The 16,481-nt window shown below is 72.9% G+C and carries 16 protein-coding genes; 6 read left to right on the top strand and 10 right to left on the bottom strand.

What is annotated here, in order from left to right:
* Positions 1-80 precede the first annotated feature (80 nt).
* The 3 genes from G011_RS0101520 (at position 81) to alc (ending at position 3,841) form a co-directional block, all read left to right on the top strand.
* The gene (locus G011_RS0101520; protein WP_019606912.1) at positions 81-1,589 is read left to right on the top strand and encodes a nucleobase:cation symporter-2 family protein; all 1,509 of its coding nucleotides are present in this window, start codon (positions 81-83) and stop codon (positions 1,587-1,589) included.
* Positions 1,590-1,698: 109 nt separating this feature from the next.
* Positions 1,699-2,625: a LysR family transcriptional regulator gene (locus G011_RS0101515; RefSeq protein ID WP_019606911.1), complete on the top strand. Its 927-nt coding sequence runs from the start codon at positions 1,699-1,701 to the stop codon at positions 2,623-2,625.
* A gap of 88 nt (positions 2,626-2,713) precedes the next feature.
* On the top strand, positions 2,714-3,841 hold the full coding sequence (alc, locus tag G011_RS0101510; RefSeq protein ID WP_019606910.1) for an allantoicase: 1,128 nt from the start codon (positions 2,714-2,716) through the stop codon (positions 3,839-3,841).
* Positions 3,842-3,901: 60 nt separating this feature from the next.
* On the opposite strand, the gene allB is transcribed toward alc, so the two are convergent.
* Together allB and G011_RS0101500 are read right to left on the bottom strand one after the other, a co-directional pair.
* Entirely contained in the window at positions 3,902-5,251 is a 1,350-nt protein-coding gene (gene allB / locus G011_RS0101505; RefSeq protein ID WP_019606909.1) for an allantoinase AllB, read from the bottom strand.
* A gap of 5 nt (positions 5,252-5,256) precedes the next feature.
* Positions 5,257-6,561: a DUF6986 family protein gene (locus tag G011_RS0101500; protein WP_019606908.1), complete on the bottom strand. Its 1,305-nt coding sequence runs from the start codon at positions 6,559-6,561 to the stop codon at positions 5,257-5,259.
* 285 nt (positions 6,562-6,846) lie between these two features.
* Between G011_RS0101500 and G011_RS0101495 the strand changes: the two genes are divergently transcribed.
* Positions 6,847-7,581 (top strand): IclR family transcriptional regulator, encoded by a 735-nt coding sequence (locus G011_RS0101495; RefSeq protein WP_019606907.1) that lies wholly within the window; start codon positions 6,847-6,849, stop codon positions 7,579-7,581.
* A 138-nt stretch (positions 7,582-7,719) separates the two neighbouring features.
* On the opposite strand, the gene era is transcribed toward G011_RS0101495, so the two are convergent.
* From era to G011_RS0101465, 6 genes are all read right to left on the bottom strand, one after another.
* Positions 7,720-8,688 (bottom strand): GTPase Era, encoded by a 969-nt coding sequence (gene era / locus G011_RS0101490; protein ID WP_019606906.1) that lies wholly within the window; start codon positions 8,686-8,688, stop codon positions 7,720-7,722.
* A gap of 9 nt (positions 8,689-8,697) precedes the next feature.
* Entirely contained in the window at positions 8,698-9,042 is a 345-nt protein-coding gene (locus G011_RS0101485) for a hypothetical protein (protein ID WP_013151762.1), read from the bottom strand.
* Complete coding sequence (locus G011_RS0101480; protein WP_026337910.1) at positions 9,039-10,436, bottom strand: hemolysin family protein; 1,398 nt, start codon at positions 10,434-10,436, stop codon at positions 9,039-9,041. The genes G011_RS0101485 and G011_RS0101480 overlap by 4 nt, the downstream gene beginning before the upstream one ends.
* Positions 10,433-10,921: an rRNA maturation RNase YbeY gene (ybeY, locus tag G011_RS0101475; RefSeq protein ID WP_013151760.1), complete on the bottom strand. Its 489-nt coding sequence runs from the start codon at positions 10,919-10,921 to the stop codon at positions 10,433-10,435. The genes G011_RS0101480 and ybeY overlap by 4 nt, the downstream gene beginning before the upstream one ends.
* Before the next feature lie 194 nt (positions 10,922-11,115).
* Positions 11,116-12,225 carry a PhoH family protein gene (locus G011_RS0101470; RefSeq protein WP_019606904.1) on the bottom strand — a complete coding sequence of 370 codons (1,110 nt, stop codon included), beginning with the start codon at positions 12,223-12,225 and terminating at the stop codon, positions 11,116-11,118.
* Between the two features lie 280 nt (positions 12,226-12,505).
* Entirely contained in the window at positions 12,506-12,856 is a 351-nt protein-coding gene (locus G011_RS0101465) for a histidine triad nucleotide-binding protein (RefSeq protein ID WP_019606903.1), read from the bottom strand.
* Between the two features lie 324 nt (positions 12,857-13,180).
* On the opposite strand from G011_RS0101465, the gene G011_RS0101460 reads away from it, so the two are divergent.
* Entirely contained in the window at positions 13,181-13,711 is a 531-nt protein-coding gene (locus tag G011_RS0101460) for a SigE family RNA polymerase sigma factor (protein WP_013151757.1), read from the top strand.
* A complete protein-coding gene (locus G011_RS0101455) occupies positions 13,708-14,472 on the top strand; it encodes a hypothetical protein (RefSeq protein WP_019606902.1) in 765 nt (254 codons plus the stop codon). Before G011_RS0101460 ends, G011_RS0101455 begins: the two co-directional genes overlap by 4 nt.
* A gap of 131 nt (positions 14,473-14,603) precedes the next feature.
* Here the strand turns inward: G011_RS0101455 and G011_RS0101450 are convergent, their stop codons facing one another.
* Together G011_RS0101450 and dnaJ are read right to left on the bottom strand one after the other, a co-directional pair.
* A complete protein-coding gene (locus G011_RS0101450) occupies positions 14,604-15,341 on the bottom strand; it encodes a 16S rRNA (uracil(1498)-N(3))-methyltransferase (protein WP_019606901.1) in 738 nt (245 codons plus the stop codon).
* Positions 15,338-16,477 carry a molecular chaperone DnaJ gene (gene dnaJ / locus G011_RS0101445; RefSeq protein ID WP_013151754.1) on the bottom strand — a complete coding sequence of 380 codons (1,140 nt, stop codon included), beginning with the start codon at positions 16,475-16,477 and terminating at the stop codon, positions 15,338-15,340. The genes G011_RS0101450 and dnaJ overlap by 4 nt, the downstream gene beginning before the upstream one ends.
* Between the last annotated feature and the right edge of the window lie 4 nt (positions 16,478-16,481).

The raw sequence follows: 16,481 nt of genomic DNA, 5'->3' as shown, positions 1-16,481 counted from the left end.
GTGCGACACCACCGGGCCCCGTGCCCGAGAGTTCGGCCCCCTCCGGGGTGGCCGCCGATCGCAAAGGCTGGAAACTGGCCATGTCGAACAGTCCGTCCGCGAAGGACTCGGCCACAACGAACGCCGCCTCCTCCCCCCGCCCCGAGGACGAGAAGCTGCCCGCGCGGCTGCTCCTGGTCTACGGGCTCCAGCACATCCTCACCATGTACGCCGGCGCGGTGGCGCCGGCCCTCGTCATCGGCGCCGCCGCCGGGCTCGCGAACGACCCTGCCGCCATGGGCATCCTCGTCAGCGGCGCGCTCCTCGTGGCGGGGTTCGCCACCCTCATGCAGACCGTGGGCCACCGGCGCGTCGGCGCGCAGATGCCGATCGTGGTGGCCTGCTCCTTCGTCCCCGTCAGCGCCATCACCTCCCTGGCCGCGGGGCAGGACGGCGAGAACCTGCCCGTGGCCTTCGGCGCCTCGCTCGCCGCCGGGGTCTTCGCCCTGGCGCTGACGCCGTTCTTCGGGCAGCTGATCCGCTTCTTCCCCCCGATCGTCACGGGCACCATCATCACCGTCATCGGCGTCAGCCTCATGCCGGTGGCGGCGCGGTGGATCATGGACGGCGGCGCCCGCACCCTGGAGGACGGCTCCGCGGTCCCGGCCGCTCCCCTGGCCAACCTCGGACTGGCCGGACTCACCCTCGGGGTGATCGTGCTCGGCTCCCGGGTCCTCCCCGGCATCTGGGGGCGGCTGTCCATCCTCCTGGGCCTGGTCGTGGGCACCCTGGCCGCCGTCCCCCTGGGCATGGCCGACTTCAGCCGGGTGGGCGAGGCCGACATCGTGTTCGACCCGACCTCGCTGTTCTACTTCGGCGCACCCCGGTTCGAGGTCGCCGCGGTCGTCACCATGTGCGTCATCATGCTCGTGGTCCTGACCGAGGGGGCCTCGCACATCATCGCGGTCGGGGAGATCACCGGCTCGAAGGTGGACGCCAAGCGCATCTCGGCGGGCCTGCGCGCCGACGTGAGCGGGTCGATCATCGGGCCGATCTTCAGCGCCACCCCCACCAGCTCCTTCGCGCAGAACATCGGACTGCTGGCCCTGACCAAGGTGCGCAGCCGCTACGTGGTGGCCACCGGCGCGGGCATCCTCGTCGCGCTGGGGATGTTCCCGGTGCTGGGCGGCGCCATGGCGGCCATCCCCACGCCCGTGCTCGGCGGCGCGGGCCTGGTGCTGTTCGGCAGCGTGGCCGCCAGCGGCGTCAAGACCCTGGCCAAGGTGGACTTCACCAACAACCTCAACCTCGTGCTGGTGGCCGCCTCCGTGGGCGTGGCGGTCATCCCGCTGGCCTACCCGACCTTCTACGCGTTCCTGCCCGAGTCGGTGGAGCTGGTCGCGCACTCGGGCATCATCGGCGCGGCCGTCGTGGCGATCGTGCTCAACGTGTGCTTCAACGTGATCGGACGCGGGAGCTCCGCCGCCCCGGCCGAGATCGACGCCGAGGAGATCGGCAGCGCCGGCCCCGGGGAGGCCAAGTACACCGACCAGGCCCGGGAGGCCTACCGCGACGGGGGCACCGAGCCCCTGGACAAGCCCCGGGCGTGACCGCCGACGGGGCGGGGGCCGCGCCTCCCGCCCCCCGGAGCCGGTGTCCGCGGAACCCCCGCGGGCACCGGCGTTCCGTTCAGGGCGGCTGAATGGTATTCTTGACAGGGTGACCGACTGGGATCTTCGCAAACTCCGCGTCCTGCGCGCCCTGGAGGAGTTCGGGACCGTCCGGGCCACGGCGGAGGCCCTGTGCATGACCCCCTCCGCCGTGTCCCAGCAGCTGTCCTCCCTCTCCCAGCAGGTGGGGGTCGCCCTGCTGGAGGCGCACGGGCGGCGGGTCCGCCTCACCGACGCCGCGCACGCCCTGCTGCGCCACACCGACATCGTCCTGGCCCAGCTGGAGCGGGCCGAGGCCGAACTGGAGGGCTTCGCCCGGGGCGAGGCCGGGCACGTGCGGGTGGGCTCCTTCGCCACCGCCATCCCCAGCCTCGTGGTGCCCGCGCTGGGCGCCCTGCGGCGCGCCCACCCCGGCCTGACCACGCGGGTGCACCAGGCCGAGGCGGCCGAGGTCTACGAACTGTTGTCGGCGGGCGAGATCGACGTCGGCCTGTCCCTGGCCGCCCAGGCCCCCACCGGACACGACGGCCGCTACGACCGGCGCGAGCTGCTCACCGACCCCCTGGACGCGGCCCTGCCCGCCCACCACCGCCTGGCCGACGCCCGCGCCCTGCGCCTGCGCGACCTGGCCGAGGAGCCGTGGATCTACGGGGCCTCGGGGCCCTGGCGCGACATCACCGTCGCCTCGTGCGCGCAGGCGGGGTTCGTCCCCGAGCAGGCGCACGTGGCCTCCGACTGGAGGGCCATCCTGGACATGGTGGCGGCGGGCATGGGCGTCGCGCTGGTCCCCCGGCTGGCCGCCGCGGACGACACCCCCGGGGTCAGCCTGCGGGTGCTGCGCTCCGATCAGCCCCGCCGCCACGTGGTCTCCGCCGTGCGCTCCGGGGCGGGCGGGCGCCCCCAGGTCGCGGTGGTGCTGCGCGCCCTGGCCGACACCGCCGCGGACCTGGGCGGCCCTTCTGTTCAGTTCACCTGAACAGAGTGATCAGAAACTTTCGCTGGAAGTAATCGTTTTCTCTTGGGACTCTGGACATGTCCGACACGTCCACTTTTTCGGGAGAAACATGAGCGGGGTCCAGCCCACCGATCCACGTGCCTACAACGCCCGGCCCTACGCGGGCGGCGACCCCTACGCCGACTACCGGGACACCGACCTCGACTTCTCGGCCCTGGTCGACCTGGCCGACCGGCGCCTGGGCGCCGGGGTCGTGGCGGCCAACGACGAGTTCTTCGCCCAGCGCGAGAACCTGCTGCTGCCCGGACCGGCCGTGTTCGACCCGCACGCCTTCGGGCACAAGGGCAAGGTGATGGACGGCTGGGAGACCCGCAGGCGCCGCGGCGTGAGCGGCGACCAGCCCCACCCCGCGGCCGACGACCACGACTGGGCCCTGGTCCGCCTCGGCCTGCCCGGACTGGTGCGCGGCGTGGTGGTGGACACCGCGCACTTCCGGGGCAACCACCCCCGCGAGGTCAGCGTCGAGGCCGTCCACCTGGAGGGCACCCCCACCACGGACGAGCTGCTCAAGGCGGAGTGGACCGAGATCGTCCCCCGCGCCTTCGTGTACGGGCACGCCGCCAACGCCTTCGAGGTGGAGGCCCGGCGCCGGTGGACCCACCTGCGCCTCAAGCAGTTCCCCGACGGCGGCGTGGCCCGCCTGCGCGTGTACGGAGAGCCCGTGCCCGACCCCGACTGGCTCACCGCCCTGGGCGGCTTCGACGTGGCCGCCCTGGTCAACGGCGGCATGGTCGAGGACGCCTCGGACCGCTTCTACTCCTCGCCGGACAACATCATCGCCCCCGGCCGCTCGCAGAAGATGGACGACGGCTGGGAGAACCGGCGCCGCCGCGACACCGAGCACGACTGGGTGCGCTTCCGCCTCACCGCCCAGGCCACCGTCCGCGCCCTGGAGCTGGACACCGCCTACCTCAAGGGCAACGCGGCGGGCTGGGTGGCGGTCCTGGGCCGCGACGCGCACTCCGACGCCCCCGACGCGTGGTTCGAGATCGTCCCCCGCACCCGGCTGGAGCCCGACAGCGCCCACCGTTTCGTCCTGGACACCCCGGTCACCGCCACCCACGTGCGCACCGACGTGTACCCCGACGGCGGCATCGCGCGCCTCAACGTCTTCGGCTCCCTGACCGGGGCCGGGGCCGACCACCTCCGCGACCGCTGGAGCGAGCTGCGGGGCTGACCCCCGCGCGAACGACCGGGCCGCCGCCGGGAACACCCCGGCGGCGGCCCGTCGCCGTTCCTACCCGCGGACGAGCATCCGCCCGGCCCTGTCCCCGGGCCCCACGTCCCGACCGCGCAGGACGGTGCGGCGCACCCGCCCGAGCAGTTCGGCCCCGTCGTAGGGGCTCACCGGGTTACGGTGCTCCAGCGCGCGCACGTCCACCCGGAAGGACTCCTCCGGGGCGACCACGGCGAAGTCGGCGTCGGCGCCCTCGGCGATGGCGCCCTTGCCTCGCAGTCCGGCCACCCGGGCGGGCCCGGACGACATCCACCGCACCACGTCCGCCAGGGATCCACCGCGGCGGCGGGCCTCGGTCCACACCGCGGAGAAGCCCACCTGGAGGCCGGACACCCCGCCCCACGCGGTGCCGAAGTCGCCGGTGTCCAGGTCCTTGAGGTCGGGGGTGCTGGGCGAGTGGTCGCTGACCACGCAGTCGATCAGCCCGTCGGCCAGCGCGCGCCACAACAGGTCGCGGTTGGCCGCGTCCCGGATGGGCGGGCAGCACTTGTACTGGGTGGCCCCCGCGGGCACGCCCTCGGCCTCCAGGGTGAGGTAGTGCGGGCAGGTCTCCACCGTCAGCGGCACGCCCTCGGCCCTGGCCCGGGCGATCAGCGGCAGGGCGGAGGCACTGGACAGGTGCAGCACGTGCGCGTGGGTGCCGGTGGCCCTGGCCACGTCGATCACCCGGGCGATCGCCTCGTTCTCGGCGGTGTCGGGCCGCGAGGCCAGGAAGGAGGCGTAGTCGCGCCCGGCCGCGGGCGGCGCCCCGTCCAGGACGCCGGGGTCCTCGGCGTGCACGATGAGCCGTCCGCCGAACTCCCCGATCGCCTCCGCGGCCGAGTACAGCTCCTCCGGGGACAGGTGGCCGAACTCCTCCACCCCCGACGGGGACAGGAACGCCTTGAACCCGAACACCCCGCGCTCCCAGAGCGCGGCGAGCTCCTTGGTGGCGCCGGAGCGGCTGTTCTCGGGGACCGCCCCGCCCCAGAAGCCCACGTCCACGGCGAGCTTGCCCTCGGCGGCGGCCTGCTTGGCGTCGAGCCCGGCGACGGTGGTGGTCGGCGGCACGCTGTTGAGCGGCATGTCCACCAGGGTCGTGATCCCGCCCAGGGCGGCGGCCCGCGTGGCGGTGGCGAAGCCCTCCCACTCGGTGCGCCCGGGCTCGTTGACGTGCACGTGGGTGTCGACCAGGCCCGGCAGCAGCACCTCGTCCTCGGCCAGGGTGATCTCGCGGCGGGCGATGAGCGGCGCGGACTCCCCCTCCAGGACGTGGACCACACGCCCGTCGCGCACCCCGACGGTGACGGGCCTCTCCCCCTCGGGGGTGAGGGCGCGGCGGGCGCGGACGGCGAGATCGTGCTGGGTCATCGGTTTCACTGCTCCTGTCCCACCCGCCGGCTGGCCAGGCCGACGAGTGTGCGGGTGTCGGTTCCGGCGGCGTCGGCCACCTCGGCCTCGTCCAGCGCCCCGCAGCGTACCCCGCTCACCAGGGCTGCGGCCAACGCCTGGGCGGTGGCGGGCTCGTCCAGCACGCCCCCGGCGACGGCGCCGAGGTAGGCGCGCAGGCGCGCGGCGGCGGGCGCGAAGGCCTCGCGGTAGAAGACGTAGGTGGCCAGGTAGCGGGTGGGCAGCTGGTGCGGGTGCAGGTCCCAGCCCTGGTAGAAGCCGCGCTCCAGGGAGCGGCGGACCAGTGAGGCGTGCAGGCGCCAGGCGGCGTGCACCTCCTCGGCCGAGCCCACGGGCAGCACGTTGGTGGAGCCGTCGGAGAGCCACACCCCCGTTCCGGCGGCGGCCACCTGCATGACGGCCTTGGCGTGGTCGGCGACCGGGTGGGCCATGCTCTGGTAGGCGGCGGTGATCCCGCAGGCGGCGCTGTAGTCGTAGGTGCCGTAGTGCAGTGCGCTGACCCGGCCCTGTCCGGCGCCGATCATGCGGGCGACGGCCACCGTGCCGTCGGGGAGCAGGACCGACTGCGGGGTCTCGATCTGCAACTCGAAGCGCAGCCGCCCCTCGGGCAGCTCCAGGCGCCGCTCCAGCTCCTCGGTGAGCCAGACCATCGCCTCGACCTGCTCCACGGAGGTGATCTTGGGCAGGGTGAGCGCGAGCCCGTCCGGCAGCCCGCCCCGCTCCTCCAGGAGGGTGTGCAGGAACAGCGCGAGGCTGCGGGCGCCGCGGGCGCGCCCGGCGGCCTCCATGCCCTTCATCCGCACGCCCAGGACGGGCGGTGCCTGTCCGGCTTCCATGTCGGAGCACAGGGCGCGGGCGGCGGCGACGGTGTCGCCGTCCTCCTGCGCGTCGCCGCGGTCGCCGTAGCCGTCCTCCAGGTCCACGCGCAGGTCCTCGACCGGCTCGCGGACGAGCTTGTCGCGCAGGCGGGGCAGGACCTCGGCCACGGCGTCCTCGTCCACGCCGGTGGCGGCGGCCAGGGCCGCGGCGTCGGGCGCGTACTCGTCCAGACTGCGCAGGGCCGCCTCGCCCCACTCCCGGACCAGTCCGGCCCGGACGCGGTCCGCCGGAACGTAGACGGTGTGCACCGGCTGGCGTGCGCCGGAGGAGCCCGGGTAGTCGCGGACGAGCCGGGCGTCGGCGTCGGCCAGGCGGGCGTTCAGTCCGGCGGTGAGCACGTCCAGGCCGAGATCGGGTTCCCTGCGGCGGTTCTCGGACCGGTCCTGTTGCACGTGTATGTCCCCTCCCAGGCTAGTTTTTCCTATCGTGGATATTAACTTTTGCTATCCGGAATAACAAGGGAGACCGGGGTGTCCAAGATCCCGGGGCGCAGGTTCCCGGACCACCGGAACACCGCCGTTGCACGTGCTATAGAAGACAGTGAGCCGGAAACCGTCCTCCCCGCGCGGAGGCAGGACCCCGAACCCACGGCCCTCAGCATGGGAGCACGATCCTTGTCAGCCCCACAGACCTCTCTCCACCCTGACGAACAGGGCAAACGCGGACGCTCCGGCGGCGTGCAGTCCCTCGACCGCGCCTTCTCACTGCTGGAGATCATGGCCGAGGCGGGCGGCGAGACCTCGTTGAGCCAGCTGGCCGACTCCTCGGGGCTCCCCCTGCCGACCATCCACCGCATCATCCGCACCCTGGTCGGCAACGGTTACGTGCGCCAGCTGCCCTCCCGCCGCTACGCGCTGGGGCCCCGGCTGATCGGTCTGGGCGACAAGGCCTCGCAGATGCTGGGCACCTGGGCCCGCCCGCACCTGGCGCAGCTGGTGGAGGACCTGGGCGAGACCGCCAACCTCGCCATGCTCGACGGCGACAAGGTCGTCTACGTCGCGCAGGTGCCCTCACAGCACTCCATGCGCATGTTCACCGAGGTGGGGCGCCGCGTGCTGCCGCACTCGGCGGGCGTGGGCAAGGCGCTGCTGTCCCAGCTCGACGACGAGGAGGTGCTGGCCACGGTCCGCCGCACCGGCATGCCCGCCGCCACCGACCGCACCATCACCGACCCCGACGCCTTCCTCGCCGAGCTGCGCCGGGTCCGCTCACAGGGCTTCGCCGTGGACGACGGCGAGCAGGAGGTCGGCGTGCGCTGCGTGGCGGTCCCCGTCGCGGGCGCGCCCTCGGGCATGGCCGTGTCGGTGTCGGGCCCCGAGGCCCGGGTGAGCTGGGAGTTCGTGGACCGCGCCGCCCCCATCGTGCGGCGCTGCGCCACCCTGTTGGCCACCGACCTCAACAACCAGACATGACGAACCGGGCCGGGGTCGCCCCGGCCCGGCCTGTTCGCCGCGCTCCCGTGCCCACAGCCGGCGGCGGCGCCCGCACCCCGCGAGGCGACCGCGTGTCGGGGCCCGCGCACGGCACCGGCGGCCCCCGAGGTCAGCCCGTCAGGTGGGCTGGTCGAAGCCCAGCTTGCGCAGCTGCTTGGGATCGCGCTGCCAGTCCTTGGCCACCCGCACCCGCAGGTCCAGGAACACCCGTCGGCCCAACAGGGCCTCGATCTGCTTGCGGGCCCGCGAACCCACGTCGCGCAGGCGCGAGCCCTTGGACCCGATCACGATCGCCTTCTGGCTGGAGCGCTCCACGTACAGCGACGCGTAGATGTCCACCAGCTCCTTGCCCGGACGGGTGTTCTCGCGCTCGTACATCTCGTCCACGACCACCGCGATGGAGTGCGGCAGCTCGTCGCGCACACCCTCCAGGGCCGCCTCGCGCACCAGCTCCGCCACCAGCATCTCGTCCGGCTCGTCGGTGAGGTCGCCGTCCGGGTACAGCGGCGGCCCCTCCGGCAGGTGCGAGCACAGCACGTCGGTGACGGTCTCCAGCTGGAAGCCCCCCTGGGCCGAGACCGGGACGATGTCGGCCCAGTCGCCCAGCTCGTTCACCGCCATCAGGTGACGGCCCACGGCGTCCCGGTCCACCAGGTCGGTCTTGGTGACCAGGGCGACCACGGGGGTGTTGGTCTGCTCCGCCAGCTCCTTGGCGATGTAGGTGTCGCCCCGCCCGATCGGCTCGTTGGCGGGCAGGCAGAACGCGATCACGTCCACCTCGACCAGGGTGGACCGCACCAGCGAGTCCAACCGCTCACCCAGCAGGGTGCGCGGCTTGTGCAGGCCGGGCGTGTCCACGATGATCAGCTGCGCGTCGGGCCGGTGCACGATCCCGCGCACCGTGCGCCGCGTGGTCTGGGGCCGGTTGCTGGTGATCGCCACCTTCTGCCCGACCAGCGCGTTCATCAGGGTGGACTTGCCCACGTTGGGGCGGCCCACGAAGCACGCGAAACCGCTGCGGAAGCCCTCGGGGTGGGAGGGCATCTCCAGCGGTACGCGCAGCTTCTCCAGGTCGAGCTCGTTCATGGGTCCTTCTCAGCTCCGGGTGATGCTCGCGGGCACCCCGTCGGGGGCCGCGATCACCACCACCTGGGTCTTCAGGTCTTCCGCCACCGCGCGGTCGTCCTCGGTCAGCTCCGCGGCCTCGGTGACCACCACGGCGGCCTCCAGCGCGGTGGCCTCACCGGAGACCGCCGCGGCCACGGCCGCCTGGAGCGCGGACAGCCGGAGCGAGGGCAGCGACACCGTCGTGGCCACGTACGTGCGCCCGGTCTCGTCGCGCACCGCCGCGCCCTCCGCCGCCGCGTTGCGGGCCCGGGAGGCCCGCGCGAGCGTGATGAGCTTGCCGTCCTCGGGGCCGAGCCCCGTCGTCTCCGTCACTGCTCCGTGCTCCTCACGTCGTCGTTGTCCTCCTCCGGCGCCCCTTCGGCGTCGGCGGGCAGGCGCTCCACCAGGACCGTGGTCATCCGGCTCCGGCGGCTGCTCTTGCCCTCGAGGGTCAGTCGGAGACCAGCGTATTCGGCCCGGTCCCCTCCCACGGGCACCCGGCCCAGGACGAACGCCACGAGTCCGCCGACGGTCTCCACGTCCGCCACGTCCAGGTCCCGGTCCGGGAACAGCTCGTCCAGCTCGCCCAGCGGCAGGCGGGCGGTCACCCGCACCCGGTCCGCGTCGAGCCAGTCCACCGGCGGGATCTCGTGGTCGTACTCGTCGGTGATCTCACCGACGATCTCCTCCACGATGTCCTCCAGGGTCACCAGGCCCGCCGTGCCGCCGTACTCGTCGATGGCCACCGCGACGTGGTTGCGCTGCTGCTGCATCTCGCGCAGCAGCTCGTCGATGGGTTTGGTGTCGGGGACGTAGTTCGCCTGGCGCATCACGTCGCCCGCGGTGAGCGGCACCTCGTCGTCGGTGCCCGCGGCCGCCGCCCAGCGGTCGCGCAGCTGGTACACCAGGTCCTTGAGGTAGACGATGCCGACCACGTCGTCCTCGTCCTCACCCGTCACCGGGATGCGCGAGTACCCGCTGGCCAGCGCCAGGGTCAGCACGGCGTCGGCGTCGGCCCCACGGCTGGTGAACACGATGTCGGGGCGGGGCACCATCACCTCGCGCACGGGCGTGTCGTCGAGCTTGAACACCGAGTGGATCATCTGGCTCTCCTCGGGGTCGATGACCTCCCCCCGCTCGGCCAGGTCCACGAGCTGGCGCAGCTCCACCTCGGTGCTGAAGGGGCCCTCGCGGTCGCCCTTGGCGCGCGGGGTGAGCGCGCGGCCGGCCCCCACGAACAGCTGGGCGATGGGGCCCACCACGACCTGGACCGGGTAGACCACCGCCGCGCTGGCGCGCGCGAAGGCCCCGGAGAACTGGCGGCCGAGGATGCGCGGCGCGATCGCGATCAGCACCGACTCCACCACGACCATCGCCGCGGCGGTCAACCCGAGTGCGGGCCAGCCGAGCCCCAGCAGGAACACCATGCCCACGGCGGCGGCCAGCACCGCGCACACCTCGCACACCACGCGCAGGAACAGCAGCACGTTGAGGTGGCGGGTGGGGTCCGCCGACACCCGCTCCCAGCGGCGCCCGGACTTGGCCACGCGCTCACCGGAACTCGCCTCGGGCAGGCCCACCGACATCACACGGGTGACGGCGACCTCCGCGGCCACCAGGAAGCCCGCGACGGCGGTCAGCACCAGGGCCACCGCGAACGCGCTGATCCACTCCACGGGCTCACCGGTGGTCAACGGGGCGATGTCAGGCCAGGCCGACGGAGTCATCGGGCGCTCTCATCCCCTTCGGCCCCGGCCGCCTCGCGCTCGCGCCAGGCCGCGAGGATCTCTCCCTGGAGACCGAACATCTCCTTGTGCTCCTCGGGCTCGGCGTGGTCGTAGCCCAGCAGGTGCAGGATGCCGTGCGTGCACAGCAGGTCGATCTCCGCCTCGGTGCCGTGCCCGGCCTTCTCCGCCTGGCGCTCGGCGACCTGCGGACAGATGATCACGTCCCCCAGGACGCCCGGCTCGCTCGTGCGGCCGGGGCCGCCGGGGCGCAGTTCGTCCATCGGGAAGGAGAGCACGTCGGTGGGGCCCGGCTCGTCCATCCACCGCACGTGCAGGTCGGCCATCGGCTCCTCGTCCACGAGCACGACGGACAGCTCGGCCAGCGGATGGACGCGCATGGCGTCGAGCACGTGACGGGCCAGACGGGAGAGCCTCTCCTCGTCCACGGTGGTGACGCCGGACTCGTTGGCGACGTCGATACTCATGGTTGCGTCTGCCTTACCTAGGGATCGCGGGGCCGGGCGGAGTGCCCGGCCGGTGGTGCGGCGCGCCGGTCCGGCGCGCCCTCGGCAACCGAACCGGTGGACCCGCCTGTGGCGGGCCCACCGGTTCGGACGCCGTGGGGTCGTGTTCCTCGGGCCGTCTCGGGTCCGAAGGCCCTCGGCGGAACACCCCTGTCTCAGTCTGCCTGTTCCCCGTCACCGACGCTCCCCGGCTCCGCCGGGGTGTCGGGGGCGACACGGCGCGCGGACCCGCGCCGGGGGCGGCCGCCCCCGGCGGACCCCCTGCCGTCCCGGGCGTCGCCCTGGGCGGCGTCGTAACGCCCGTAGGCGTCCACGATCTTGCCCACCAGCTTGTGCCGGACGACGTCCTCACTGCTCAGGCGGCAGAAGGCGATGTCGTCGATGTCACTCAGGATGGACTCGATGGTGCGCAGACCGCTGGTCTGCCCGCCGGGCAGGTCGACCTGGGTCACGTCACCGGTGACCACGATCTTGGAGCCGAACCCGAGCCTGGTGAGGAACATCTTCATCTGCTCGGGCGAGGTGTTCTGGGCCTCGTCCAGGATGATGAAGGAGTCGTTCAGGGTACGGCCGCGCATGTACGCCAGCGGCGCGACCTCGATGGTCCCCGCCGCCATGAGCTTGGGGATGGAGTCGGGGTCGAGCATGTCGTGCAGGGCGTCGTAGAGCGGGCGCAGGTAGGGGTCGATCTTGTCGTAGAGGGTGCCGGGCAGGAAGCCCAGCCGCTCACCGGCCTCCACCGCGGGGCGGGTGAGGATGATCCGGTTGACTTCCTTGTCCTGGAGCGCCTTGACCGCCTTGGCCATGGCCAGGTACGTCTTGCCGGTACCGGCGGGGCCGATGCCGAACACCACCGTGCGCTGGTCGATGGTGTCGACGTAGCGCTTCTGGTTGAGCGTCTTGGGACGGATGGTCTTGCCGCGGTTGGACAGGATGTTGGTGGTCAGCACGTCCGCGGGGCGCTCGGCGCCGGGCGAGCGCAGCATGTGGACCATGCGTTCTATGGTGTCGGGGGTGACGTGGGTGCCGCTCTTGGCGAGTTCGATCAGCTCCTCGACGAGGCGGACCACGACGGCGGTCTCCTCCGGGGAGCCGCTGATGGTGAACTCGTTGCCGCGCACGTGGATGTCGCTGTCGAAGGCCCGCTCCAACGCCCTGAGGAGTTCGTCCCTGGAGCCCAGCAGGCTGACCATCGTGTGCTCGTCGGGCACCACGACCTTGACCTGGGTGTCCCGTGGCGGGTGCGTGTGCGTTGTCTCGGACATGATGAGGCCGTGCGGCCGCTGTCCCTACCCTTCGGTCGGGCGCCTGCCCGACCCCTGCGGGAGGCGCACCTGGTGGACGGTCCCGGCGCCGCGGACGGCGCCCGGTCGGAGCTTGCGCGCCGGTGTTCCCCATGGTCACACCGAACCCTCGAAGCCCACAGCGACGAGTCTACCAAGGCGCCTCCGCCCGACTCGATCCGTTATTTCCGCCTGTGGACAACGTGCGGGAGGGACGGGGTCGGGGCGTCGGCGTCCGCGCGCGGGACCGGTCGGGCGCCTCCTACCCGGGGGGCCAGTTGAGTCCGCGGCCGCCGAGCAGGTGCCCGTGGAGGTGGAAGACCGTCTGCCCGGCGCCGCTGCCGGTGTTGAACACCAGCCGGTAGCCCTGGTCGGTGACGCCCTCGTCCACGGCCACCTCGTGCGCCACCCGGACGATCTCGTCGAGCAGGCCGGTGTCCGCCGCCGCGGCCTCGGCGGCGTTGGGGTGGTGCTCGCGCGGGATGACCAGCACGTGCGTGGGCGCCTGGGGGTTGATGTCGCGGAAGGCGACCGCGCGCTCGCTCTCGCGCACGATCTCGGCGGGCACCTCCCCCTTCACGATCTTGCAGAAAAGACAGTCGTCCTGGGCCATCGCTCACCTTTTTTACGTCCGCGCGACCGCCGAAAGGGCCGCCGTATCGGGTTCGTCCGGGACCATGATGCCGCAGGTCGCCGTCGGGCGGGCCCACGGCGGAGGGCTTGGGAGGCGCTGTGGGCGAGCGGATTCGGCGACGCCCGGCGCCCCGGGCGCGATAGGCTTTCCACCCGTGCGCGTCAGGTCGTCGGCTCCGTCCGGCCCCGGCCATATTCCCGCGTGTTCGGATTGAAACGCACGTCTACCTGGAAAAGAAGAGGTATGCCCTTTCGTAAACCCCGCGACAAGGGTGTGCGTCGAACTGATGTGACGACAGAAACCATGGTGGCCGGTGCCACCACGGCACCGCTCTCGGTGGAGTGGGACGCCGACCACGCCGTGACGGAGCTCTACCGGGAGCACTACCGTCCGCTCGTTCGGCTCGCCGCCCTGCTGGTCCGCGACCACGCGACCGCGGAAGAGGTCGTCCAGGACTCGTTCGTCGCCATGCACGGAGCGTGGCGCCGCCTGCGCGACCCGAACAAGGCCCTGTCCTACCTGCGCCAGGCCGTGGTGAACAAGGCCCGGTCCGTACTCCGCCACAGGGCGGTCGTGGAGAAGCACGCGCCCAAGGCCCTGCCCGACGCCCCCAGCGCGGAACACGGCGCGCTGAGCCTGTTGGAGCGCGAAGCCGTCATCCGTGCCCTGCGCAAACTACCCACCCGTCAGCGAGAGGCCATCGTGCTCCGGTACTACGGCGACCTGTCCGAGGCACAGATCGCGGACGCCATGGGGATCAGCCGGGGTGCGGTGAAGAGCCACACGTCCCGCGGTATCTCCGCGCTCCGCTCTGTTCTGGAGCAAACGACATGACCAGCCCCACGAACCCCACGAACGATCCGTTCGAGGAGCAGCTGCGCCACCTGCTCAAGGCCGAGGCCGACACGGTCACGACCTCTCCCGAGGCGTTGAACCTGATCCGTGAGCGCACCGAGCGCAGTCGCGGTTCGGCCTGGTTCGGTATGCCCTGGCTACGTCCGGCGGTGGCGGTGGCGGGAGCCGCCCTGATCGCCGGGTCCGTGGCCATCTCCAGCCCCCAGGTCCGCGACCACGTGCTGGAGATCGTCCCCGCGGGCGCCGACCGCGAGGGCGCGCCCGCCGAGGAGGAGGGCGAGGGCGGCGGTGTGATCGCTCCCGACCCCTCCACCGGCTCCGTGGACGGCACCACCCAGCAGGAGGAGGAGCCGCCGCGCGACCCGGCCTCCTCCCCCACCCCGGAGGACGACGAGGAGGAGCCCGCTCCCTCCGAGGAGGGCGTCACGGCCGCCACCACCTGTCCGACGCCCGAGGAGCCCGCCTCCCCGACCCCGTCCAGCTCCGAGGAGGAGAAGGGCGAGAAGGCCGCCTCCGAGGAGGAGTGCGAGCCCAGCGACGAGCCGAGCAGCGGCACCGGCGACGGGTCCACCGGTGAGGAGGGCGGCGGTGACAGCGGCGGCGGGACCGGTGGTGAGGAGCCCTCCGGCGGCGACGGCACCGGCGGCGAGGGCGGCGGGACCGGAGGCGACGGAACCGGCACCGGCGGCACCGGCACCACCGGAGGCGACAACGGCGCCAAGACGGCTCCCAGCAGCTGACACACCCCCCACGGAGGGCCCGTCCCCGTACACGTCGGGGCCGGTCCGCGCAGGAGTCATCCGCTGGACACACGAGAGGCGCCCGGACACGTCCGGGCGCCTCTCGTGTGTTCAGCGTCGGGCCGTGCGCCCTACCAGCGGCCGGTGCGGGCCTGGAGCACCGACAGGGCGGCGACCCCGGCGGTGGAGGTGCGCAGCACGCTCGGTCCCAGCAGCGCCCGGACCGCGCCCGCGGCGTCGAACGCCTCCAGCTCGGCGTCGGAGAAGCCGCCCTCGGGACCGACCACCACGACGACGCCGGCGTCCTGTCCGACAGGCAGTTCCAGCTGTGACAGGCGGCTGGCGCCGTCCTCGTGCAGCACGACGCCCAGGTCCGCCCCCGCCAGCAGTTCGACCACGGCGGTGCGGTCGGCGAGGTCGGCCACCTCGGGCAGCCGCGCACGCCGGGCCTGCTTGGCCGCCTCGCGGGCGGTCGCACGCCACTTGGCCAGCGCCTTGGCGGCGCGGTCGCCCTTCCAGCGGGTGACGCAGCGCTCCGCCGCCCAGGGCACGACCGCGTCCGCCCCGGCCTCGGTCATCATCTCCACGGCCAGTTCGCCCCGGTCGCCCTTGGGCAGTGCCTGGACCACGGTCAGGCGGGGGCGGGGCGCCGGTTCCTCCCGGCGGTCCACCACCGCGCAGACGATGTGGTCCCTGCCCACGGCGGTCACCGTGCAGCGGGCGCGCAGACCGCGTCCGTCGGAGAGGTCGACGGTCTCGCCCTCCCGGATGCGGCGCACCACGGCGGCGTGGCGGCCCTCGGCGCCGTCCACCGTCACCCGGTCGGCCGCCAGGTCGGCGGCTTCGACCAGGAAGACCGGCGGTGTCACTTGGCGCCGAAGGCGTCGCGGATCTTGGAGAAGAACCCGCCGTGTCCGGGGCTGAAGCGTCCCGGGGTCTGGTCCTCGCCGCGCAGTTCGGCGAACTTGCGCAGGAGGGCCTCCTGCTCCTCGTCCAGCCTGCTCGGGGTCTCCACGTCGACGCGGATGCGCAGGTCGCCCCGGCCGCCGCCGTCGAGGTGGCTGACGCCCTTGTTGGGGAGGGTGATGACGTGGCCGGAGTTGGTGCCCGGGCGCAGGTCGATGTTCTCGGTGCCGTCGAGGGTGTCGAAGGCGAAGGAGGCGCCCAGCGCGGCGGCCGTCATGGGGACGGTCACCGTGCAGTGCAGGTCGTCGCCGCGGCGTTCGAAGGTGGGGTGCGGGCGCTGGATGATCTCCAGGATGATGTCGCCGCGCGGTCCGCCGTTGGGGCCGACCTCACCCTCCCCGGCGAGCTGGATGCGGGTGCCGTCGTCGACGCCCGCGGGGATCTTGACGGTGCGGGTGACCTTCTCGCGCACCCGGCCCTCGCCCGCGCAGTCGCCGCAGGGGTTGGTGATGACCGAGCCCTGGCCCGAGCACTGGGGGCAGGGGCGGGAGGTCATGACCTGGCCGAGGAAGGACCGCGTGACCTGGGAGACCTCGCCCTGTCCGTGGCACATCTCACAGGTGGTGCGGTGCGAACCGGCCGCCGTCCCCTCGCCCTGGCAGGTCTCGCACAGGATGGCGGTGGGGAAGGTGATCTCCTTGCTGACCCCGAACGCGGTCTCCACCAGGTCGAGTTCGACGCGGATCTTGATGCTGCGCCCGCGGCGGACCCGCTCCCGGGGGCCGCGCCCGCCGGGCTGGCCGCCGCCGAAGAAGGCGTTCATGATGTCGTCGAAGGCGAACCCGCCCGCGCCGCCGAAGCCCCCGGCCCCGCCGCCGCCGGGCGCGTAGGGGTCCTGGCCCATGTCGAACATCCGGCGCTTGTTCTCGTCGGAGAGGACCTCGTAGGCCTGGGTCACCTCCTTGAAGCGCTCCTGGGTTGCGGGGTCCGGATTGATGTCCGGGTGGAGTTCGCGCGCGAGCCGCCGGTAGGCCTTCTTGATCTCGTCCTTGGACGCGTCGCGACGCACTCCGAGAACCTGGTAATAGTCTCTGGCCACTGGG

Source organism: Nocardiopsis sp. CNS-639, assembly GCF_000381685.1.
Classification (GTDB): domain Bacteria; phylum Actinomycetota; class Actinomycetes; order Streptosporangiales; family Streptosporangiaceae; genus Nocardiopsis; species Nocardiopsis dassonvillei.
The sequence above is the reverse complement of the archived record's forward strand: the minus strand, read 5'-3'. Positions and strand labels throughout refer to the sequence as shown.

Excerpts from the sequence above, each read along its gene's own strand:
- G011_RS0101520 (WP_019606912.1), top strand. The coding sequence starts at position 81 with ATGTCGAACAGTCCGTCCGCGAAGGACTCGGCCACAACGAACGCCGCC.
- alc (WP_019606910.1), top strand. The coding sequence starts at position 2,714 with ATGAGCGGGGTCCAGCCCACCGATCCACGTGCCTACAACGCCCGGCCC.
- allB (WP_019606909.1), bottom strand. The coding sequence starts at position 5,251 with ATGACCCAGCACGATCTCGCCGTCCGCGCCCGCCGCGCCCTCACCCCC.
- era (WP_019606906.1), bottom strand. The coding sequence starts at position 8,688 with ATGAACGAGCTCGACCTGGAGAAGCTGCGCGTACCGCTGGAGATGCCC.
- G011_RS0101480 (WP_026337910.1), bottom strand. The coding sequence starts at position 10,436 with ATGACTCCGTCGGCCTGGCCTGACATCGCCCCGTTGACCACCGGTGAG.
- ybeY (WP_013151760.1), bottom strand. The coding sequence starts at position 10,921 with ATGAGTATCGACGTCGCCAACGAGTCCGGCGTCACCACCGTGGACGAG.
- G011_RS0101470 (WP_019606904.1), bottom strand. The coding sequence starts at position 12,225 with ATGTCCGAGACAACGCACACGCACCCGCCACGGGACACCCAGGTCAAG.
- G011_RS0101465 (WP_019606903.1), bottom strand. The coding sequence starts at position 12,856 with ATGGCCCAGGACGACTGTCTTTTCTGCAAGATCGTGAAGGGGGAGGTG.
- G011_RS0101460 (WP_013151757.1), top strand. The coding sequence starts at position 13,181 with ATGGTGGCCGGTGCCACCACGGCACCGCTCTCGGTGGAGTGGGACGCC.
- G011_RS0101455 (WP_019606902.1), top strand. The coding sequence starts at position 13,708 with ATGACCAGCCCCACGAACCCCACGAACGATCCGTTCGAGGAGCAGCTG.